The following is a 17686-nucleotide window of genomic DNA, read 5'->3' as shown; positions in this document are numbered from 1 at the left end:
GGTCTGCGGACCGCGCTGGGCCCTGCCACAAGTCGTGGATCCGGCAAGGATCCTGCGACATTTTAATGTTTCAGATGCCGGTTGCCCGGCGGGTGAAGGCTGTATTTAGCCCTCTACGGTGATACCCATGGAACGGGCGGTACCAGCGATGATCTTGGCAGCTGCCGCGATGTCGTTGGCGTTGAGGTCTTCCATCTTGGTGGAAGCAATCTCTTCGACCTGCGCCTGGGTCAGCTTGGCAACCTTGACGGTGTGCGGGGTAGCCGAACCCTTGGCAACGCCTGCAGCCTTCTTGATGAGCTCTGCAGCCGGCGGGGTCTTGGTGATGAAGGTGAAGGAACGGTCTTCGTAGACCGTGATTTCAACCGGGATAACGTTTCCGCGCTGGGATTCCGTTGCAGCGTTGTACGCCTTGCAGAATTCCATGATGTTGACACCGTGCTGGCCAAGCGCAGGACCGATCGGCGGAGCCGGGTTAGCGGCACCTGCCTGGATCTGCAGCTTGATGAGGCCGGTGACCTTCTTCTTGGGAGCCAATGTAGGGTCCTTCTCTCAATAGCTTCCTGGGACACAGGAGCGCGTCCCAGGTTGGTGGCCGCCATGGCAAGGCGGCCGGCCGCTTCCGAACCGCAAAGCAGGCGGAACGGGAGCGAAATCTTGGAATCAGCTAGATCTTGGTGACCTGGTTGAATGCGAGCGTAACCGGGGTTTCGCGCTCGAAGATCGAGACCAGGACCACGAGGGTCTGGGACTCGGGCTTGATCTCGGAGATCGTTGCCGGAAGGGTCTCGAACGGGCCTTCCTTGACGATGACGGACTCGCCGACCTCGAAATCGACGGCCACGGGAGCCTGGTTCTGCTTGTTGACCGGCTTGCCCTTCTCGGCCTGCTCTTCTTCGAAGACCGGGGCGAGCATGGAGAAGACCTCGTCAAGGCGCAGCGGGACCGGGTTGTGGGCGTTGCCCACGAAGCCAGTGACGCCGGGGGTGTGGCGAACGGCGCCCCAGGAAGCGTCGGTCAGGTCCATGCGGACCAGGACGTAACCGGGGATGCGGACGCGGTTGATCACCTTGCGCTGGGCGTTCTTGATCTCGACGACTTCTTCCATCGGGACCTGGATTTCGAAGATGTAATCTTCCATGTCCAGCGTCTGGATGCGGGTCTCAAGGTTGGCCTTCACGCGGTTTTCGTAACCGGCGTAAGAGTGGATGACGTACCAGTCACCCTCCTGGCGGCGCAGCTTGGCCTTGAATTCCTCTGCCGGATCGGCGGGGGCTGCAGCAGCGGCCGCCTCCAGCGAGACATCGGCAGCGTCCTCATCGGACTCWGCGTCTACGTCGTCGGCCTCGTCATCAGACTCAGCGTCTACGTCAGACTCGAAATCCTCTTCGGAATCATCGACGTCGGCAGATTCGGGCGCAGCAGAGTCAGCCTCCGACTCTTCCGCAGCCTCAGCCGCGGCGTCGTCCGTGCTTTCAGCGGGCCCATCCAGCTCAGCCTCGTTTACCTCAAGCTCCTGCTCAGACACTTGGTCTCCTGCTTCCTCATTGCCTAACATGCCTATTTAAATGGCTCAATTCCGCAAACCCCACAAAATTCCTGAACTTCGTGGAATTTCACGCGGTTTGCGGACAGATCCGCTTAGCGGTCCGTAGCGCCTGACCCACCGAAGACCCAACTCACTCCCGTGCCGAAGGCAAGGTCCAGCAGGGTGACGATGAGCATCATGATGGCCACGAACACCAGCACCACAAGCGTGTAATTGATCAGTTCCTTGCGGGTCGGGGCAACGACCTTCTTCAGTTCGCCGATAACCTGGCGGATGAAGAGTGCAATTCGGGCAAAGAAGCCGGCATCGGCTTTCTTGGCAGGACGGCCCTTTGAGCTGCTAGCAGCCGTTTCGGTCACCTGGTCCTCACTCACCTTGCAAAGTCGTTTGACCCGGCTCTGATCAGAGCCATGGTTGCTGCGCTTGCCCCGGCGTTTCCGCCGGAACAGCTTGCGCAGGGCAGACAGGACTCGAACCTGCAACCTGCGGTTTTGGAGACCGCTGCGCTACCAATTGCGCCACTACCCTATGGATCGAATCCATGTTTCAGGCCGCACTTCAGCCTGTGGTGCTTTTCAACACCGGTGAACCAGTCTACGCAAGAACTTCGCGATAGTCGAACCGGACTAATTCCGGGCCTTCCAGCCGCTTATGAATCAATGTGAGCAGCATTATCAGTCACATTGTCCAGCAGGCGCCCGGGAGCTCCGCAGAACAGCATAAGGTAGTTTACGTCGAATCCCATCATCCAGCCCACGAGCTGCCTGCGAAGAACGGTACATAGATGTCTGCCGGAACACCTGCCGCCCGCATTTCACAACGAATCTCCGCTATTGCCGAGTCCGCCACCCTTGCCGTTGACGCCAAGGCCAAGGCACTGAAGGCCGCGGGGCGCCCCGTGATCGGTTTCGGTGCCGGCGAACCCGATTTCCCCACCCCGGACTACATCGTCAAGGCAGCAATTGAGGCTGCTGCCCAGCCGAAGTACCACCGCTACTCCCCCGCTGCCGGGCTTCCTGAGTTGAAAAAGGCCATCGCCGATAAGACCCTCCGGGACTCCGGCTACAAAGTGGACCCATCGCAGGTCCTGGTGACCAATGGTGGCAAGCAGGCTGTCTACAACACCTTCGCCACCTTGGTTGACCCGGGCGACGAAGTCATCRTCCCCACGCCCTTCTGGACCACTTATCCGGAAGCCATCCGTCTCGCAGGGGGCGTTCCGGTGGAGGTATTCGCCGGACCCGAGCAGGGCTACCTCGTCACCATCGAGCAGTTGGAAGCCGCGCTGACGGACAAGACCAAGATCCTGCTGTTCGTCTCCCCGTCCAACCCGACCGGCGCTGTATACAGCCCGGAGCAGGTTGCGGAGATCGGAAAGTGGGCTGCTTCCAAGGGCCTGTGGGTTGTCACGGATGAAATCTACGAGCACCTGACCTATGACGGCGTGGAGTTCACCTCCATCGCCACCGCGGCGCCGGAGCTTGGCGACAAAGTCGTCATCCTCAACGGCGTGGCCAAGACCTACGCCATGACCGGTTGGCGCGTGGGTTGGATGATCGGTCCGGCCGATGTCATCAAGGCCGCCACCAACCTCCAGTCGCACGCGACGTCCAACGTCTCGAACATCATGCAGGTCGCCGCTGCCGCTGCCCTCACGGGTCCGCTGACCGCCGTCGACGAAATGAAGGTCGCCTTCGACCGCCGCCGCAAGGCGATCGTCGCCGGCCTGAACGCGATTGACGGCGTGGAATGCCCGACGCCGACCGGCGCCTTCTACGTGTACGCCGACGTCCGCGGACTGCTGGGTAAGGAATTCGAAACCTCCCACGGCCCGGTGCGTCCGAGCACGTCGGCAGAACTTGCCACGCTCATCCTGGATGAGGTTGAGGTTGCCATCGTTCCCGGTGAAGCATTCGGCCCCTCCGGTTACGTCCGCCTGTCCTATGCTCTCGGAGACGACGACCTCGCCGAGGGTGTCCGCCGGATCCAGGAATTCCTGGGCAGGGCGAAATAGCTCCGGGACAGTAGCGCTTCAAGATTGCCAGAAACGCTTCAGGGTTGAATGCTCCCGCACCAATGTTTGGTGCGGGAGCATTTCCGTTTAGGCGTTTGGATGTGCGAGAGCATCCGTCCAAAAGCCGGCGGATGTGCGAGAGGAACCGTCCAAAGGCCGGCGGATGTGCGAGAGGAACCGGCAGAAAGTGGCGGGATGTGGGAGAAGGTCAGAGGAGGCGGCGCTCGGCGGCCCACTTGGTGAGTTCGTGGCGGCTGGAGAGCTGCAGTTTCCGGAGCACGGCGGACACATGCGTCTCCACGGTCTTGATGGAAATGAACAATTCCTTGGCCACTTCCTTGTAGCTGTATCCGCGGGCGATGAGTCGCATCACTTCCAGCTCACGCGCCGAGAGGCGGTCCAATTCGTCGTCCGCGATGTCCGCCGGTGCCGTACCAAAGGCGTCCAACACGAACCCAGCAAGCCGGGGTGAGAAGACGGCGTCGCCATCGGCCACGCGGATCACGGCATCGGAAATCCCGGCACCGGAAATCGTCTTGGTGACGTAGCCTCGGGCACCAGCCCGGATCACTGCCACCACGTCCTCGGCTGCGTCTGAAACACTGAGTGCCAGGAAGCTGGTGGTGCCCAGGAGCGCAGCGGACCCCGCAATGACCTCGCGCCCTCCGCCGCCAAGGCCGCCAGGAAGGTGGACGTCCAGGAGGACAACCTCGGGCCGGGTTTCCGCAATGACAGCGATGGCCTCCTCGACTGTGCCCGCCTCGCCCACGACGTCCATGCGGTGATCGAGATCCGACTTCAGCCCGGAACGGAAGATCGTGTGGTCATCGACGATCACCACACGTACAGTGCGCGGCTCACCGCTTCGGGAAGTGTTGCTCATTGCCGTGGTTCTCCATTCCGTACTTCACGGTTCCGTATGTCAGTAGTGCGCACATCCCCAGTCCGCTCCCCGGTACGCACATCTCCAGTGCGCGTATCGCCGCCATCGGCGTTGAGCGAAGGGAGGGCCAGCCGCACTTCGGTTCCGTCCCTGCTGCTGTTGATGGTTGCCGCGCCTCCGTGACGCTTCATGCGGCCGATAATTGATTCCTTGACGCCCAGCCTGTCGTCGGGGACCGCATCAAGGTCAAATCCCGGACCGCGGTCCTTGATGAAGACCTCGGTGCTGCCTGCCGTGCTCTCCATGTAGACGGATACTGTTCCGCCAGCGTGCCGGGCCGCATTGAGCATGGCTTCCCTGGCTGCCTGGACCAGTGCCTCGTGCCTGTCCGTCATGTCGGCGTCGCCCACGGTTACCACCTCCACGGCCTGGCCGTGGGCATCCTCGACTTCGGCGGCCACGGCTTTGATCCGCTCGGCCAGCAGCCCGGCATCCTTGGCGGCATCAGTGAAGAGCCAGGACCGAAGTTCACGTTCCTGGGCCCTCGCCAACCGGACAACATCCTGCTCGGAGCCTGCCCGGCGCTGGATCAGAGCAAGAGTCTGCAACACCGAATCGTGCAGGTGGGCTGCGATCTCCGCGCGCTCGGTTTCCCGTACACGCCCCGCCCGTTCAGTCTCGAGGTCCTTCCAGAACTTCAGTCCCCACGGCAGCAGGACCAAGGCAACGCCGCCGAGGACAGCAACGGACGCCAGGAGCGCCAGCCAGGTCTGCTCCCAGGATCCCGATCCGGACACCATGACCAGCACCCCGGCCACCACCAACGCAAGGCCAGCAGCCAGGCGGACCCAGCCACCCGCCTGGTCGGCCTTGGTCTTGTCCACCAAGCCGGCCCTGCGCGTCTCGTCGAGTTGCATCCATGCGATCGCCGCGCCGCCCAAGATGGCAGCTGCGGGAATCAGCGTTCCCAAGGGCACATCGACGCCGAACTGGCGCGCGATCAAGATCGCGGCGACAAGGAGCAGGCCGGCTCCGAGCAGGATCTCCTTGCCGTACTGGATCCGCCGAAAGTTAAACCGGGATACAGGTAACGCCCGGCTTCCCGGTTCGGCCCAACCGCCGGCCGGAGCTGCCGTGCTGCCAGTAGTGGTCCAATCGAACGGTGGGCGCCCAGGCAGTGGACCCACGCCAGTTGCGGTATCCCGTACCGGAACGTTTCCACTCACCGCTGGAGTGCCGGCCACCGCTGGTGCGGGTCCGGCGTCGGGCGCTTTGGGCGCATGCTGCACCGCAGCGACGTCAGGCGGAAGGCTGACTGCAGGAGCAATAGGCGACGCCGGCCGGCGGGCATTGCGGCGCGCGCTCTCATCCGCGGTGGGAACCATGGTCCAGAGCCAGGCGTAGAAGGCCAGTCCCGCTCCACCGGCGAAGCAGGCAAGGACCATGCCCAGCCGAACGTACTTCACGGGCCAGCCCAAATGGTCGGCCAATCCGCTGCAGACGCCGGCGATCATGCGGTCGCTGCTGCGGACCAGCGGCGGGCGTTGTACAGCGGTTGTCATGTACCAATCCAAACACGGATCAGGGTTGCCCGGACCTGAAACCAGCGTTCTTCGGGGGTCCCTCAGGGATCATTCAGGGTATCCCCCAGTAGAGGGCAGGGTACCCGGGACGGCAGGATCGAAGTATGAACGCGAACAGCATGAACCCAGAGGGATCCGGAACACCTGGCAATGCCGGCACACCCGATCCCGACGCCAACGCCGGCACTTCCGTCGGTTCATCGGCGGGTCCCTCCACCGGCGCCCCCGGGGAACCTTCCCCCCACGCCTATCCTTCCTCCGGTACTGGTCCCGCTGCACCCCCTACTGCACCACAGCAGAACTTCTTCGACTGGATCCGCAGCCAGGGTGTCCGCCGCGGGCCGGACCGCTGGATTGGTGGCGTCTCCAGCGGAGTTGCGCACCGGTTCGGCATCGATCCCCTGATTGTTCGGGGCATCTTCATCGTCCTGGCACTCTTCGCCGGCATTGGCGTCCTCCTCTACGGCCTGGCGTGGGCCTTGCTGCCTGAACCTGACGGCCGCATCCACGTTCAGGAAGCAGCCGCCGGGCGTTGGTCCGGTGGCATGACAGGCGCATTGATCACCACGATCATCGGCCTGCCCGGCCTGGGTCGGGGATTCTGGGGCTGGGGCTGGAACGGCCTTCCGGGCGTGCTGTGGACGCTCTTCTGGGTGGGCGGCGTCATCTACCTCATCTACTACCTGGTACAACGCAACAAAGGACCGAAGGCAACCCGGCCCATGAGCCAGCAGAACTTCGCCGCCACTTCTTACGGAACGGGCACTTCCTACGCAACGGGCACCGCCTACGGAGCCCCCACGGCCTACGGAACCCCAGCAGCCACCGGGACAAGCCCTATTGCCGGGACCAGCACTCCTACCGGTACCAACAGCGGCGTGCCGGTGTACGGTCAAGGCCAGCCGGGCACAAAGCCGCAGGATCGTGCGGCTGGCCCCTACGAGCCATCAGGTCCGCGGCCTCCCTACGGCCCCACGCCTCCCTACGGCCCCACTCCTCCGCAGGGCGGCCAGCCTTTTAGCGGCCAGCCCCACAACGGTGAACCCAAGCCGCCGCGCGCCAGGCGCAAGGGTCCCGGGCCAGCGATAGTAGCGGTTACTGCGGGTGTGGCACTGCTGGTTGGCGGCACCTTGAAAGCGCTGGACGCCGGCAACATCATCGAGCTCGGCAACGCAGCCAACGCCGTCGTGTGGGCAACGGGCGCAGCCGTACTGGGTTTGGGCATCCTCTTTGCAGGCTTGCGGGGACGGACCTCCGGTTTCCTCGGTTTCCTGGCAGTAGTGGCCCTGATCATCGGTGGAATCTTCAACGTTGTCCCACGGAATGGTGATCGCTTCACCTTCCATGACGTGGACTGGGCACCGCTAAGTATCGAGCAGGCCCGGCAGGGCGTCGACGTCACCGGCGGCAAGGGAACAGTGAACTTGGACGACCTGGACCTGACACCTCCGCTGACCACCGAAATCGTGGTCCCCGTGGACGCCACCTTCAGCAACGTCACCGTCATCATCCCGAACGACGTGCCCGTGGAGGTCAGGGCCGATATGACCTTCGGCAACCTGAACGAACACGGCACGGATCGCGGCGGCCGGCTCCAGGACGAGCGGACGGTCTACAACGCCGAAAAGCCCGGGGCCAACCTTGTGGTGGAAATCGATGGCACATTCAGCAACGTGACCATCCAGGAAGGAAACTGACATGAGCACGAACGAACCAAGCAAGGCACGCGAAGCAGGGGAAAACAGCAGTGATGCCAAGAACCCGGTGGACACCACTCCGCTCACCAAGGAACCGGCACCCTCACCACGGCTCCAGCCAATACCGCTCACGCCATCGCTTGAGCCCGCCTATCGGGTGGAACGGACCATCGACGACAACGAACCGCAGCAGGCGCGGATCGGCACCGTGGTGTGGGGATTGATTGTGATTGCCCTGGCCGCTTTGTTGGTCATCTCCACCCTTGGTTGGGTGGTGCTGGACGGCACGTATGTACTGATCGGCCTCATGATCGGCGCGGGCGCAGCCCTGGTCATCGGAGGACTCCTCGCCGCCCGCAGGAGTGCGGGCAAATCAAAGACTCCTGCCGAGTAGCTGCCCGCAGATCGAGGCAGGTACTTACGTGACAAAGCAACCACAACAAGGAAGTCTGTAGCCATGGACAAGTTCTTCAGCATCGTCAGGGGCTTCGGCCTGAAGCGTGGACCCCAGCGCTGGTTGGGTGGCGTCTGTGGTGGCATTGCCGCGAAGCTCAGGGTGGATGTGGCATATGTTCGGGTGGCTTTCCTGCTCTTCTGCCTCTTGCCAGGACCAGCGGCGGTGTTCTATATCCTCGCCTGGCTCATCCTGCCGGACCAGAAGAACAGGATCGCGCTGGAGTCATTCATCAGCCAGCGYTCCCGTTAGGCGCGCAACGATCGGCAACTTCGACGTCAGCGACACAAAGCGCCCCGCCGCAGCGGGGCGCTTTCGTTGTTTTCAGAGAGATTTCCAATACCGCACGGCCGGGGTCAAAAGTAACCATTTGTGTCCCACCCCACATCGACGTCTACAATCGTTGGGAGCTCAGCGTGGCGCTCCAGACGTATTCCTCCAAGCCATGAGTGAGCAAACATGAAAATTGGCATTCTTACCAGCGGTGGCGACTGCCCCGGACTCAACGCAGTAATCCGTGGAGCGGTCCTGAAGGGGATCGCAATCCACGGCCAGGAGTTCGTGGGTTTCAAGGACGGCTGGCGCGGCGTTGTGGAAGGTGATGTCATCGACATCCCCCGCACCTTGGTCCGCGGTATCGCCAAGCAGGGCGGCACCATCCTGGGCACCTCACGTACCAACCCGTTTGAAAATGGTGGTGGCCCGGACGTCATCAAGGCCCACATGGAACGCCTGGGCATTGACGCCATCATCGCAATTGGCGGCGAAGGTACTCTGGCGGCAGCAAAACGGCTCACCGATGCCGGACTGAAAATTGTTGGTGTTCCCAAGACCGTGGACAACGACCTCGACGCAACGGACTACACCTTCGGTTTCGATACAGCGGTTGAAATCGCCACCGAAGCAATCGACCGCCTCCGCACCACCGGCGAGTCCCACCACCGCTGCATGATCGCCGAGGTCATGGGCCGACACGTAGGCTGGATCGCCCTGCACGCCGGAATGGCAGCTGGTGCACACGCCATACTTATCCCGGAACAGACGGTCAGCATCGAGCAGATCACCGAATGGGTCCAGGAAGCCCACGACCGTGGCCGCGCGCCGCTGGTGGTGGTAGCAGAGGGCTTCGTTCCGGACCACATGGAATCTCCCCACTCCGAACGCGGACTGGACACTTTTGGCCGTCCCCGCCTGGGTGGAATCGCCGACCAGCTCGCGCCGGAAATCGAAGCACGCACAGGCATAGAGACCCGCGCCACCATTCTTGGCCATATCCAGCGTGGCGGCGTACCAACTGCCTATGACCGCGTCCTTGCAACCCGCCTGGGCATGGCAGCCATCGATTCAGTGGTGGAGGGCCGTTGGGGCACCATGGTGGCCCTGAAGGGCACGGACATCTCCCACGTTGGTTTCGAAGAAGCACTGGGTAAGCTCAAGACTGTTCCCCAGCACCGCTACGACGAAGCGAGTGTGCTCTTCGGCTAGTCGGCTAGGCTGAATCCATGACTCTTGAGCCCACGTCCGCTGCCATTATCCAGCTGGCGTGGGCTCGCCATTTGGGGTTCGACGACGACGCTTTCGCCGCCGCTGCGGCCCGGGCCACCACGTCTGCGCTGGACCCGAGCGACCCCTCAAACCGCATCACCCGCCTCGATGAATCGGCGCGGGCGGTTGTTTTCCTGCGCCTTTTTGGTGCCTCGGCGTTGGTGGGACCACAATGGGTCCTCGACGCAGCCGCTGGAATTCCAGACACCGAACTTGCCCAGCATGTGACGCTGTTGACCCTCACGCGGTCGCACGGTGGACATGGCCTCGGGTCCTCAGCCTTGTTCTTTGCCGATGACCTCCCGCTCAATCAACCCTCCGAAGACCTCACGGTCTCCAGAGGCAATCCGGAGGCGATCGCGCTGGAAGGGCTGTGCCCCCCGGATGACGTCAATGAAGTGGGCCTGCAAGCCCTGGAGCACCGCTTCACCATCATGCATCCCGAAGAAGAGCAGCCCACTCCCGTGGCCTGTGGGGCCTACTCCGAGTGGGAGGGAATCCTGGCCAACATGGGCGTCCTGGTAGCACCGCCCTGGCGCCGGCGGGGCCTGGGAACGCTGGCTGCATCGATTGCTGCCCACGAAGCCCTGGCCGCGGGGCTGACGCTCCAGTGGAAGGCCGATGTCAGCAACAGCAGCGCGCTCGCGATGGCCCGTAGCTTGGGATTCGCCACTGGCGGACTCCATGCGAGCGTGCTGCTCGGCTAAGAAGGAATCGAACCGGCCCAGCTTTGGTCTTGGCAAGCGCTGGTCCTGCCCCTGTCCGGGTCAGGACCAGCCAAGAATGGGCTGGTCCCCGCCGTTTGCCGCGCTACTTCCGGACAGTTTCCTGTGGAGCCTCTTTTGCAGCAGCACCGCCCCATCCTTCAACGGACCTAGGCTTCGCGAAGAACATGGCCACCACTGCCCCGACGAGAATCGCACAGGCGGGCAGCACGATCGACTGGCTCATCGCCGTCGAGAATCCTGCATGCAGCGCTTCTGGCAGGGCACCGTTCATGGACGCTTCGTTCGCCGGGGCTCCTGCCGGCGCCGCGGGCAACTCGGCCGCAAGCCGGGCCTGGATCAGGGCGGCAATGGCCGCCGATCCAAGGACTGCCCCAATCTGGCGGGTGGTGTTGAACACGCCCGAACCGGCGCCGGCTTGGCGTGGCTCGAGGTTGCGCGTTGTCGCATTGGATACCGGCCCCCAAATGAAGCCATTGGCAACACCCTGCAGGGCGCTGGGAAGCAGGAACATCCAAATGGGAGTGTCCGGGCGCAGAAGTGAAGCCGTCCAGAAGAGAGCTCCTGCCAGGCAAACCAGGCCAAAGGATGCGAACCAGCGCGGGTTGGCCCGGTCGATCAGCTTGCCCACGAAGGGTGCCAGACCGCCGGAGATCACTGCCATGGGAATCATGAGCAGCGCTGATTGGGTGGGGGTCAGGCCCCGCACCACCTGGTAGTAGAAGATGGTCGGCAGCGGGAACGCCGTCACTGTGAAGCCGACAACCATGATGGTGGTGTTGCCCAGGGAGAAATTGCGGTCCTTGAACAAAGCAAGCGGCAGCAGCGGTTCCCCGCCTCGCCTGCCCAGTAGCCACTGCCAGAAGACGAAGAGCACCAGGACGACGAGCCCTGCGATGATCAAGCCCCACACGGTGACGGCGCCGGTGACCGTTCCCCACTTGTAGGTTTGGCCCTCCTGGATGCCGAAGACCAAAAGAAACATACCGACGGCGGAGAGCACCACGCCCGCGACGTCGAATGAATGGCTGTGCGTAGTCAGCTTTGGAACGAAACGCGTGACCATGACGAAAGCGACAATTCCAATAGGGACGTTGACGAAGAAGATCCACTCCCACCCCAGTCCGTCCACCAGCACACCGCCCAGAATAGGGCCTACGAGAACAGCCATGCCGGCTGTCGCTCCCCAGAGTCCCATGGCGGCGCCCCGACGGTCCGGAGGAAAAATACGTGTGATGACTGCCATGGTCTGGGGCGTCATCATGGCCGCGCCGAGTCCTTGGACTGCGCGGGCGGCGATCAGCATGGTGACGTCGCTGGAGAGGCCGCACCACAGCGAAGCCAAGGTGAAGACCACCAGGCCGATCAAGTACAGGTTCTTCGGCCCGAAACGGTCACCCAACCTGCCGGTGATGAGAAGGGGCACTGCATACGCCAGGAGGTACGCGCTGGTAACCCAGATGACGGCGTTGATATCGGTGTTGAGGCCCTGCATGATCCGCGGATTCGCGACCGACACAATGGTGGTGTCGATAAGGATCATGAAGAAGCCTATGACGAGTGACCATAGCGCGGGCCACGGCTTAGCTACGTTTTCCAAGGGATTCCTTCGGCTGGTGTGAAAGTTCGGATGGAGTTGGCTCCGGTTCGTCCCAGGGCAGGATTCCGCTGCCCAACTCCTCGAGGAGGCCCCGGATCCACGCGATCTCCGTGCGACGTAATGCTTGTTGGTAGGTGATGTCGAGCCAGTACTTGCGGTCAAGGCCCTTCGCCCTGACCACTGTTTCCGCGCTGACGAGGAAGTCGAGGTCGGCGCCGAGTGCTCCGAGCCGCTGTTCAAGGAGGCCTGCCACCACCTCCTTGGGGAGGTGGTGCGCTTCAGCAATGGCGTGCGGAAACACCGGGTAGTCATTGACGGGCGTGGAGAGCATGGCTTTAACTCCCGCGTCCAAGGCATCATGACCGGCCAGGGTGATGCGGTAGGTGGTGCGTTCAGGACGGTTGCCTTCGCGCTCCGTTCCGGTAGCCTCAACCAGTCCGTTAGCCTCCAAACGGCCCACTGCGTGGTAAAGCGTGCCCGGCCGGACCTTAACGAGCCGATCCTCATGACGGGCCATCAGTACTTGAAACATCTCGTAAGGATGCATGGGCTTTTCAGCCAGGAGCGCCAAGGATGCCACGCCAAGAGGCGTTAAGTCAGCAGCTTTCGGCACGGCAGAAACCTTTCTCACATATATTCCACTACAACTATTCCACGTGGAATATATAGACGCAAGAAAGCCCGGCTGCCGAAGCAACCGGGCTTCTCCGAACCGTTCACGCCTTAGCCGAGAAGGGCCAATATTTCGGTCCGGGCAAACATACTGGCCGCTTCGCGCGCGGTGGGAGTTCCGGCGTCGGGGTCTGCTCCTGCGTCCAGCAGCGCCCGGGCGACGCCTGTGTATCCCTTGAATACCGCCCCGGCAAGCGGGGTCTGACCACGGTCATTGGGGGTATTCACATCAGCGCCGTGGTGCAGAATCAACTGCACGGTTTCCTCATGCCCGTGGTAGGCAGCAAGCATCAACAGGGAATCACCGGACGCGTTGGTGAGCGTGGCTGGGGCACCGGCGTTCAGGTAGCTCCGCAGCATCTCGGTGTTGCCTTCGCGGGCGGCATCGAAGAGCGTGTGGGCCAAGGCAACCGCTTCGTCGTCAGCGCCCGTGTCGGTGTCGGCGGAGTCGGCTTCGGGTCCGGTGCTGTGACTCGGTTGGCTCATCGGTGGGGTCCCTTCAGGAATCCGGTTTGGCGCCCGACGACCTGGCCGGCGTCGGGGGCGACGATCACTTCCTGGGCTGCGATATAAGGCTCCTCGCCGTCCATGACTGTCAAGGTTTCATCCGCCGGAACGGAGCGCTTGATGACTGCCAAAGCCACAGGGCCCATCTCGAAGTGCTGCGCCACAGATGTCAGAGTACCCACCTTGCGCTCCCCCGCAAATACAACACTGCCAACGGCCGGGAGCGTGTGCTGCGAGCCGTCCAACTGCAGGAAGACGAGGCGCCGCGGCGGATGGCCGAGATTGTGAACGCGTGCGATGGTCTCCTGGCCCTTGTAGCAGCCCTTGCTCAGGTGGACGGAAGTGCGAATAAGGTCCAGCTCATGAGGGATGGTCCTATCATCGGTCTCCGCACCGAGACGCGGCCGCCATGCGGCAATCCGCAGGGCGTCGGCCGCCATGGCACCAGCCAGGGGCAAGCCATCGACCACGGATTCAAAGTCTGCCGCCGGGACGAGATATTCGAACCAGGGGCGTTCGAGCCCAGGGTGAGACTCCTCCGGGACAGTGCTGTAGGAATAGCCGCCCGGGCCTACATGCGGCCACGGATCTTCCCAAACCAAGTAACCGCCCAGCTTCTCCACGGGCTTCGTGGAACCAAGGACAGCCCATTCCCCGGAGACATCCGTAATCTCCACGCGCAGCATGAACTTCATCTTGTTCAACCACTCGGACAAAGGTTGGGCCTCTGCAGCCTCGACGATCAGCCAGGTGGTTTCGCCGTCGTCAATAACCCGGGCATCGAACTCGATGCGACCCTGGACACTGAGCAACAATAATTCGCTGCCTACCCGCGGCTGGAGGTTGGTCACTTGCTGCGAAGAAAGCGTGTTGAGCCAGCTGAGGCGGTCCGGTCCGGACACGGTCACCACGCCGCGGTGCGAAAGATCCACGACGGCGGTACCGGTTGCCAGGGCGCGTTGCTCCCGCAGCGGCTCGCCGTAATGGGCCGCGACGCCGGCATCCAGGCCGGTGTCTTCGACAGCGCCAGGGCGCGACAACAGGGGGCTCTTGTAAGTCATATGTAGTAGAAGTCCTTGCGGCTCAGTGGTATTCCGGAACTCGGTGGTATTCCGGAATCAGCGGTATTCCGGGTTCTCGAAATCGAATCGTGTGCCGGCTTTCCATTCCTGCGGAAGGTTGCCATAGGCAGGGATGCCACCTGCATCCCTGAGGAGGCGGGCCAGGTGCATCAAGTTCCAGGACATGAACGTGGTGTTCCTGTTGGTAAAGTCACTCTCCGGACCACCGGACCCTTCGTCCAGGTAGCTGGGCCCTGGGCCGACGGGGCCGATCCAGCCGGCGTCGGCCTGCGGCGGGATAGTGAAGCCTACGTGTTGGAGGCTGTACAGGACGTTCATGGAACAGTGCTTGATGCCATCTTCATTGCCGGTGATGAGGCACCCACCCACTTTCGGGTAGAACGCCCACTGGCCCTTGTCAGTGAGTTCGCCCGAGTGTGCGTACAGACGCTCAATGAGCTTCTTGGTCTGGGAAGAGTTATCGCCCAGCCAGATGGGACCTGCCACCACCACGATGTCGGCCTCAGCGACCAACGGATAGATCTCAGGCCATTCATCGGTTTTCCAGCCGTGCTCCCGCATGTCCGGGTAGACGCCGGTGGCGATATCGTGGTCAACGGTACGGATGAGGCTGGTAGTGACGCCCTGCTTTTCCATGATGTCGCGGCTGATCCGAATCAACCCATCGGTGTTGCTGAGCTGCGGCGAGGGTTTCAAGGTGCCGTTGAAGAACACGGCCTTGAGTCCCTCGTAGCCTCCCGGCTTGAGGTGGTTATTCACTATCTGCTCCTTTGCTCGTTGCGTGTGGAACGTTCAGTGACACCTCGTGCCGGGCGTCAGGAAACCCTGTGGAGGAATGCAGAAGCGTGTGCTTCCAGTGCCTTGCCGTTGGCGGCAACGTCCCAGCGCCACAGGAGATTGCCGTCCACCAGGCCAAAGATCCGTGTTGCTGCGGTGTACTCCTTGGAGTGACTGCCGCGCATCACCATATCGGTGGTGAGCTGGATCTGCGGCCCTTTGATCTGGCCGTAGTAGAGTTCGGTGATTCCGCCGGGGTGGGCAATCGACACGGAGATATCGAAGCCGCCTTCTTTGTTCCGGCGTTCTTCGACCTCATCGGCGGTCTTGAGCACAGGCACAATGTCCGCCGGAACAAGCCCCGGACCACCGTCGCCCTCCTGGAGCTTGCGTTCCAAGGCCCAGAACCCGGTTTCAACGGTCAGCGGGCGCAACTTTGTGCCGGCGTCGTCGCTGATCCAGGTCTCGGCCCTGTACTGCAGGTACGGCAAACCGTTATGGGTGAAGGAAACGTGCTGGACGAAATGCTCCGAATCCTCATCACCACTGCCGAGCCGGCCGCGGCCTTCCCACTCACCAATGAGCCAGGAAAGCGGGACAAGTTCAGGCGTCAGGTCTGTTGGAATCTCAATAGGCACAACGACTACCTCTTTTGGACTGCAGGATCAGAAGACTCTACTTCTGGCCCTTGAAAAGGCGGTAAACAACGAAACCCGCAAACCACGCCATGGCAATGCTTGCCAGGCCAAGGAGAACGAGGAAGAAGATTTCAAATGCGAGTACAGACATGATGCAATCCTAACCGTTAGTAGATGAGTAGTTTGTCTATGAAGTAGGCCAAGGCTCCGACAGCCCAAACCGGTGCCACACCCATTCCCACTGCGGCGGGAATATTGAGCCGCCCGCGCCTGAGAGTGGTCATGCGCCGGAAGCAAACGAGGACCGACCCGACCACGACGCCCACCAGGGCAGCAGGCAGGACGGCGATATCGGAAAAAACAAGTCCGGCCAAAGGGCCCATAAGACCGGCCATGACGATGCCAAGGGGAGCCACGATCCGGTCCGGCCATCGAATGACACCTACCAGGAGTGCCACCGCCGCACTCAGCCCGGCAACGAGGACCATTTCCTTGACGCCGTTGAACCGGGCGCCCGCAATCCATCCTGCACCCAGGCAATTCAGCAGGACGCCGGCACAACAGCCGAGCGTGGATTCCAGGCGCTGTGCCTGTCCCGTTCCCCGCACGAGCTGGATGATGAACACGGCCATGACCCCCAAGGCAATGAACGCGGGGGTACCATCCAGGAATCCGGGAGCGGGCATGTAAGCTGCCGTCACTGCGGACCCGGCACCGGCCAAGGCAATGACGGAGGCCAGGGTCTTCTTGGCCGGGACTGCAAGGAAATGCGGCCAACCAAGCCCTACAGCCGCGGACGCCACAATGCCAACGCCCACCATGGCTTCCCGGGAAACGAAGGTGCTGGCCACGATGGCTGCGAGCGCCACGAGTCCGAATACCCCGATGCTCCAAGACTTCACTGTGTGCCCGACCTCAATTCGATGCGCCTTACGACCTCCCGACAATCCTGCCTTATGGCGGGCGAATATGTCGTAATTCCGGTGGCAGCCCGTCACGAATCCCTGACTGGCGGGGCTCGGGTGGGTATACTCGGACTTCAACGGCGCACACTGTTTGTCTTCATCCCGTTACAACGGGCAAAGGCTTGCCAGCTGCCGTGACCGGCCGGTGAAACTCCGGTTTCGACGCCCGATGATGCGCGTACAGCCCATTGGAGGAACTATGTCGCACATCCTGCTCCTGACGAACAGCACCGGCTCTTCGGTGGACATTCTGCCTGCCCTTGAGCTGCTCAACCACCGCGTTCACATTCTCCCGGCAGAACCGACCGCGCTGCTCGAAACCGATCCCACGGACATCGTGTTCCTGGATGCCCGCAAGGACTTGGTGGGGGCACGCTCCCTAACGCAACTGCTGAAGGCCACCGGACTTAGCGCCCCGCTCATGCTGATTCTTACCGAGGGCGGCATGGCTGCCGTTTCCTCTGCATGGTCAGTGGATGACATCGTGCTGGACTCTGCAGGCCCTGCTGAGGTCGAGGCCAGAATCCGTCTGGCCATGGCCCGGGCTGTACCAGGCGAAGAGGAAACCCAGACGGAGATCCGTGCTGCCGGCGTCGTTATTGACGAAGCGAGCTATACCGCCCGGGTCAGCGGCCAACCCCTGAACCTGACGTTCAAGGAATTCGAGCTCCTCAAGTACCTCGCCCAGCACCCGGGACGCGTGTTTACCCGCCAGCAGCTGCTGACCGAAGTCTGGGGCTACGACTACTACGGTGGCACCCGCACCGTAGACGTGCACATCCGACGCCTCCGCGCCAAGCTCGGTGTTGACCACGAGAATCTCATCAGCACGGTCCGCAACGTCGGTTATCGCCTGACGCTGGTCAGGCTCCCGGACGACGAACTCTCGGAAGCGTAAACCGCCTGTCGACTATATAGACGAAAAAGAAGAGGCCAGGATTCACATGAATCCTGGCCTCTTCCAATTTCCGTGGAGGACATACGGGTCGAACGTA

19 protein-coding genes and 1 tRNA gene are annotated in these 17686 nt (G+C 62.2%); 7 read left to right on the top strand and 13 right to left on the bottom strand.

What is annotated here, in order from left to right; genetic code table 11:
- Nucleotides 1-105 precede the first annotated feature (105 nt).
- From rplK to AB4Y87_RS09065, 4 genes are all read right to left on the bottom strand, one after another.
- Nucleotides 106-537, bottom strand: coding sequence for a 50S ribosomal protein L11 (gene rplK / locus AB4Y87_RS09080; RefSeq protein WP_166183617.1), 432 nt, complete (start codon nt 535-537; stop codon nt 106-108).
- Nucleotides 538-667: 130 nt separating this feature from the next.
- Nucleotides 668-1528, bottom strand: a complete 861-nt coding sequence (nusG, locus tag AB4Y87_RS09075; RefSeq protein WP_442004052.1) for a transcription termination/antitermination protein NusG — start codon at nt 1526-1528, stop codon at nt 668-670.
- 113 nt (nt 1529-1641) lie between these two features.
- On the bottom strand, nt 1642-1923 hold the full coding sequence (gene secE, locus AB4Y87_RS09070; protein ID WP_442004051.1) for a preprotein translocase subunit SecE: 282 nt from the start codon (nt 1921-1923) through the stop codon (nt 1642-1644).
- Between the two features lie 81 nt (nt 1924-2004).
- Nucleotides 2005-2077 (bottom strand) — tRNA-Trp (locus AB4Y87_RS09065).
- Nucleotides 2078-2333: 256 nt separating this feature from the next.
- Here AB4Y87_RS09065 and AB4Y87_RS09060 point away from each other — a divergent pair.
- Entirely contained in the window at nt 2334-3563 is a 1230-nt protein-coding gene (locus AB4Y87_RS09060; RefSeq protein WP_442004050.1) for a pyridoxal phosphate-dependent aminotransferase, read from the top strand.
- 208 nt (nt 3564-3771) lie between these two features.
- Here the strand turns inward: AB4Y87_RS09060 and AB4Y87_RS09055 are convergent, their stop codons facing one another.
- A complete protein-coding gene (locus AB4Y87_RS09055) occupies nt 3772-4446 on the bottom strand; it encodes a LuxR C-terminal-related transcriptional regulator (protein ID WP_442004049.1) in 675 nt (224 codons plus the stop codon).
- Nucleotides 4443-6008, bottom strand: coding sequence for a PspC domain-containing protein (locus AB4Y87_RS09050; protein WP_442004048.1), 1566 nt, complete (start codon nt 6006-6008; stop codon nt 4443-4445). Before AB4Y87_RS09050 ends, AB4Y87_RS09055 begins: the two co-directional genes overlap by 4 nt.
- Before the next feature lie 125 nt (nt 6009-6133).
- Here AB4Y87_RS09050 and AB4Y87_RS09045 point away from each other — a divergent pair, with 125 nt between their 5' ends.
- The 5 genes from AB4Y87_RS09045 to AB4Y87_RS09025 all read left to right on the top strand — a co-directional run bounded on the left by AB4Y87_RS09045 (nt 6134) and on the right by AB4Y87_RS09025 (nt 10432).
- The gene (locus tag AB4Y87_RS09045; RefSeq protein ID WP_442004047.1) at nt 6134-7726 is read left to right on the top strand and encodes a PspC domain-containing protein; all 1593 of its coding nucleotides are present in this window, start codon (nt 6134-6136) and stop codon (nt 7724-7726) included.
- 1 nt (nt 7727) lies between these two features.
- Nucleotides 7728-8120, top strand: a complete 393-nt coding sequence (locus AB4Y87_RS09040; protein WP_442004046.1) for a hypothetical protein — start codon at nt 7728-7730, stop codon at nt 8118-8120.
- A 63-nt stretch (nt 8121-8183) separates the two neighbouring features.
- Nucleotides 8184-8432 (top strand): PspC domain-containing protein, encoded by a 249-nt coding sequence (locus tag AB4Y87_RS09035; RefSeq protein WP_216925069.1) that lies wholly within the window; start codon nt 8184-8186, stop codon nt 8430-8432.
- A 207-nt stretch (nt 8433-8639) separates the two neighbouring features.
- Nucleotides 8640-9665, top strand: coding sequence for an ATP-dependent 6-phosphofructokinase (locus AB4Y87_RS09030; RefSeq protein ID WP_223934019.1), 1026 nt, complete (start codon nt 8640-8642; stop codon nt 9663-9665).
- A gap of 17 nt (nt 9666-9682) precedes the next feature.
- Nucleotides 9683-10432 carry a GNAT family N-acetyltransferase gene (locus tag AB4Y87_RS09025; RefSeq protein ID WP_442004045.1) on the top strand — a complete coding sequence of 250 codons (750 nt, stop codon included), beginning with the start codon at nt 9683-9685 and terminating at the stop codon, nt 10430-10432.
- 103 nt (nt 10433-10535) lie between these two features.
- Here AB4Y87_RS09025 and AB4Y87_RS09020 read toward each other — a convergent pair whose 3' ends face one another.
- From AB4Y87_RS09020 to AB4Y87_RS08990, 7 genes are all read right to left on the bottom strand, one after another.
- A complete protein-coding gene (locus AB4Y87_RS09020; protein WP_442004044.1) occupies nt 10536-12050 on the bottom strand; it encodes a DHA2 family efflux MFS transporter permease subunit in 1515 nt (504 codons plus the stop codon).
- Nucleotides 12034-12663: a PadR family transcriptional regulator gene (locus tag AB4Y87_RS09015; RefSeq protein ID WP_442004043.1), complete on the bottom strand. Its 630-nt coding sequence runs from the start codon at nt 12661-12663 to the stop codon at nt 12034-12036. Before AB4Y87_RS09015 ends, AB4Y87_RS09020 begins: the two co-directional genes overlap by 17 nt.
- Nucleotides 12664-12773: 110 nt before the next feature.
- The gene (locus AB4Y87_RS09010; protein ID WP_442004042.1) at nt 12774-13208 is read right to left on the bottom strand and encodes an ankyrin repeat domain-containing protein; all 435 of its coding nucleotides are present in this window, start codon (nt 13206-13208) and stop codon (nt 12774-12776) included.
- On the bottom strand, nt 13205-14290 hold the full coding sequence (gene ygfZ / locus AB4Y87_RS09005; RefSeq protein ID WP_442004041.1) for a CAF17-like 4Fe-4S cluster assembly/insertion protein YgfZ: 1086 nt from the start codon (nt 14288-14290) through the stop codon (nt 13205-13207). The genes AB4Y87_RS09010 and ygfZ overlap by 4 nt, the downstream gene beginning before the upstream one ends.
- A gap of 57 nt (nt 14291-14347) precedes the next feature.
- Nucleotides 14348-15070 carry a flavodoxin family protein gene (locus AB4Y87_RS09000; RefSeq protein ID WP_442004040.1) on the bottom strand — a complete coding sequence of 241 codons (723 nt, stop codon included), beginning with the start codon at nt 15068-15070 and terminating at the stop codon, nt 14348-14350.
- A 56-nt stretch (nt 15071-15126) separates the two neighbouring features.
- Nucleotides 15127-15726, bottom strand: a complete 600-nt coding sequence (locus tag AB4Y87_RS08995; RefSeq protein ID WP_442004039.1) for an FABP family protein — start codon at nt 15724-15726, stop codon at nt 15127-15129.
- Between the two features lie 167 nt (nt 15727-15893).
- On the bottom strand, nt 15894-16628 hold the full coding sequence (locus tag AB4Y87_RS08990; protein WP_431115973.1) for a permease: 735 nt from the start codon (nt 16626-16628) through the stop codon (nt 15894-15896).
- Between the two features lie 262 nt (nt 16629-16890).
- On the opposite strand from AB4Y87_RS08990, the gene AB4Y87_RS08985 reads away from it, so the two are divergent.
- Nucleotides 16891-17589 carry a winged helix-turn-helix transcriptional regulator gene (locus AB4Y87_RS08985; RefSeq protein ID WP_216925061.1) on the top strand — a complete coding sequence of 233 codons (699 nt, stop codon included), beginning with the start codon at nt 16891-16893 and terminating at the stop codon, nt 17587-17589.
- The last annotated feature ends 97 nt before the right edge of the window (nt 17590-17686 follow it).

Origin of the sequence: Paenarthrobacter sp. RAF54_2 (assembly GCF_052113945.1) — a bacterium.
Lineage (GTDB): Bacteria > Actinomycetota > Actinomycetes > Actinomycetales > Micrococcaceae > Arthrobacter.
This window is presented reverse-complemented; position numbering and strand designations above follow the sequence as displayed.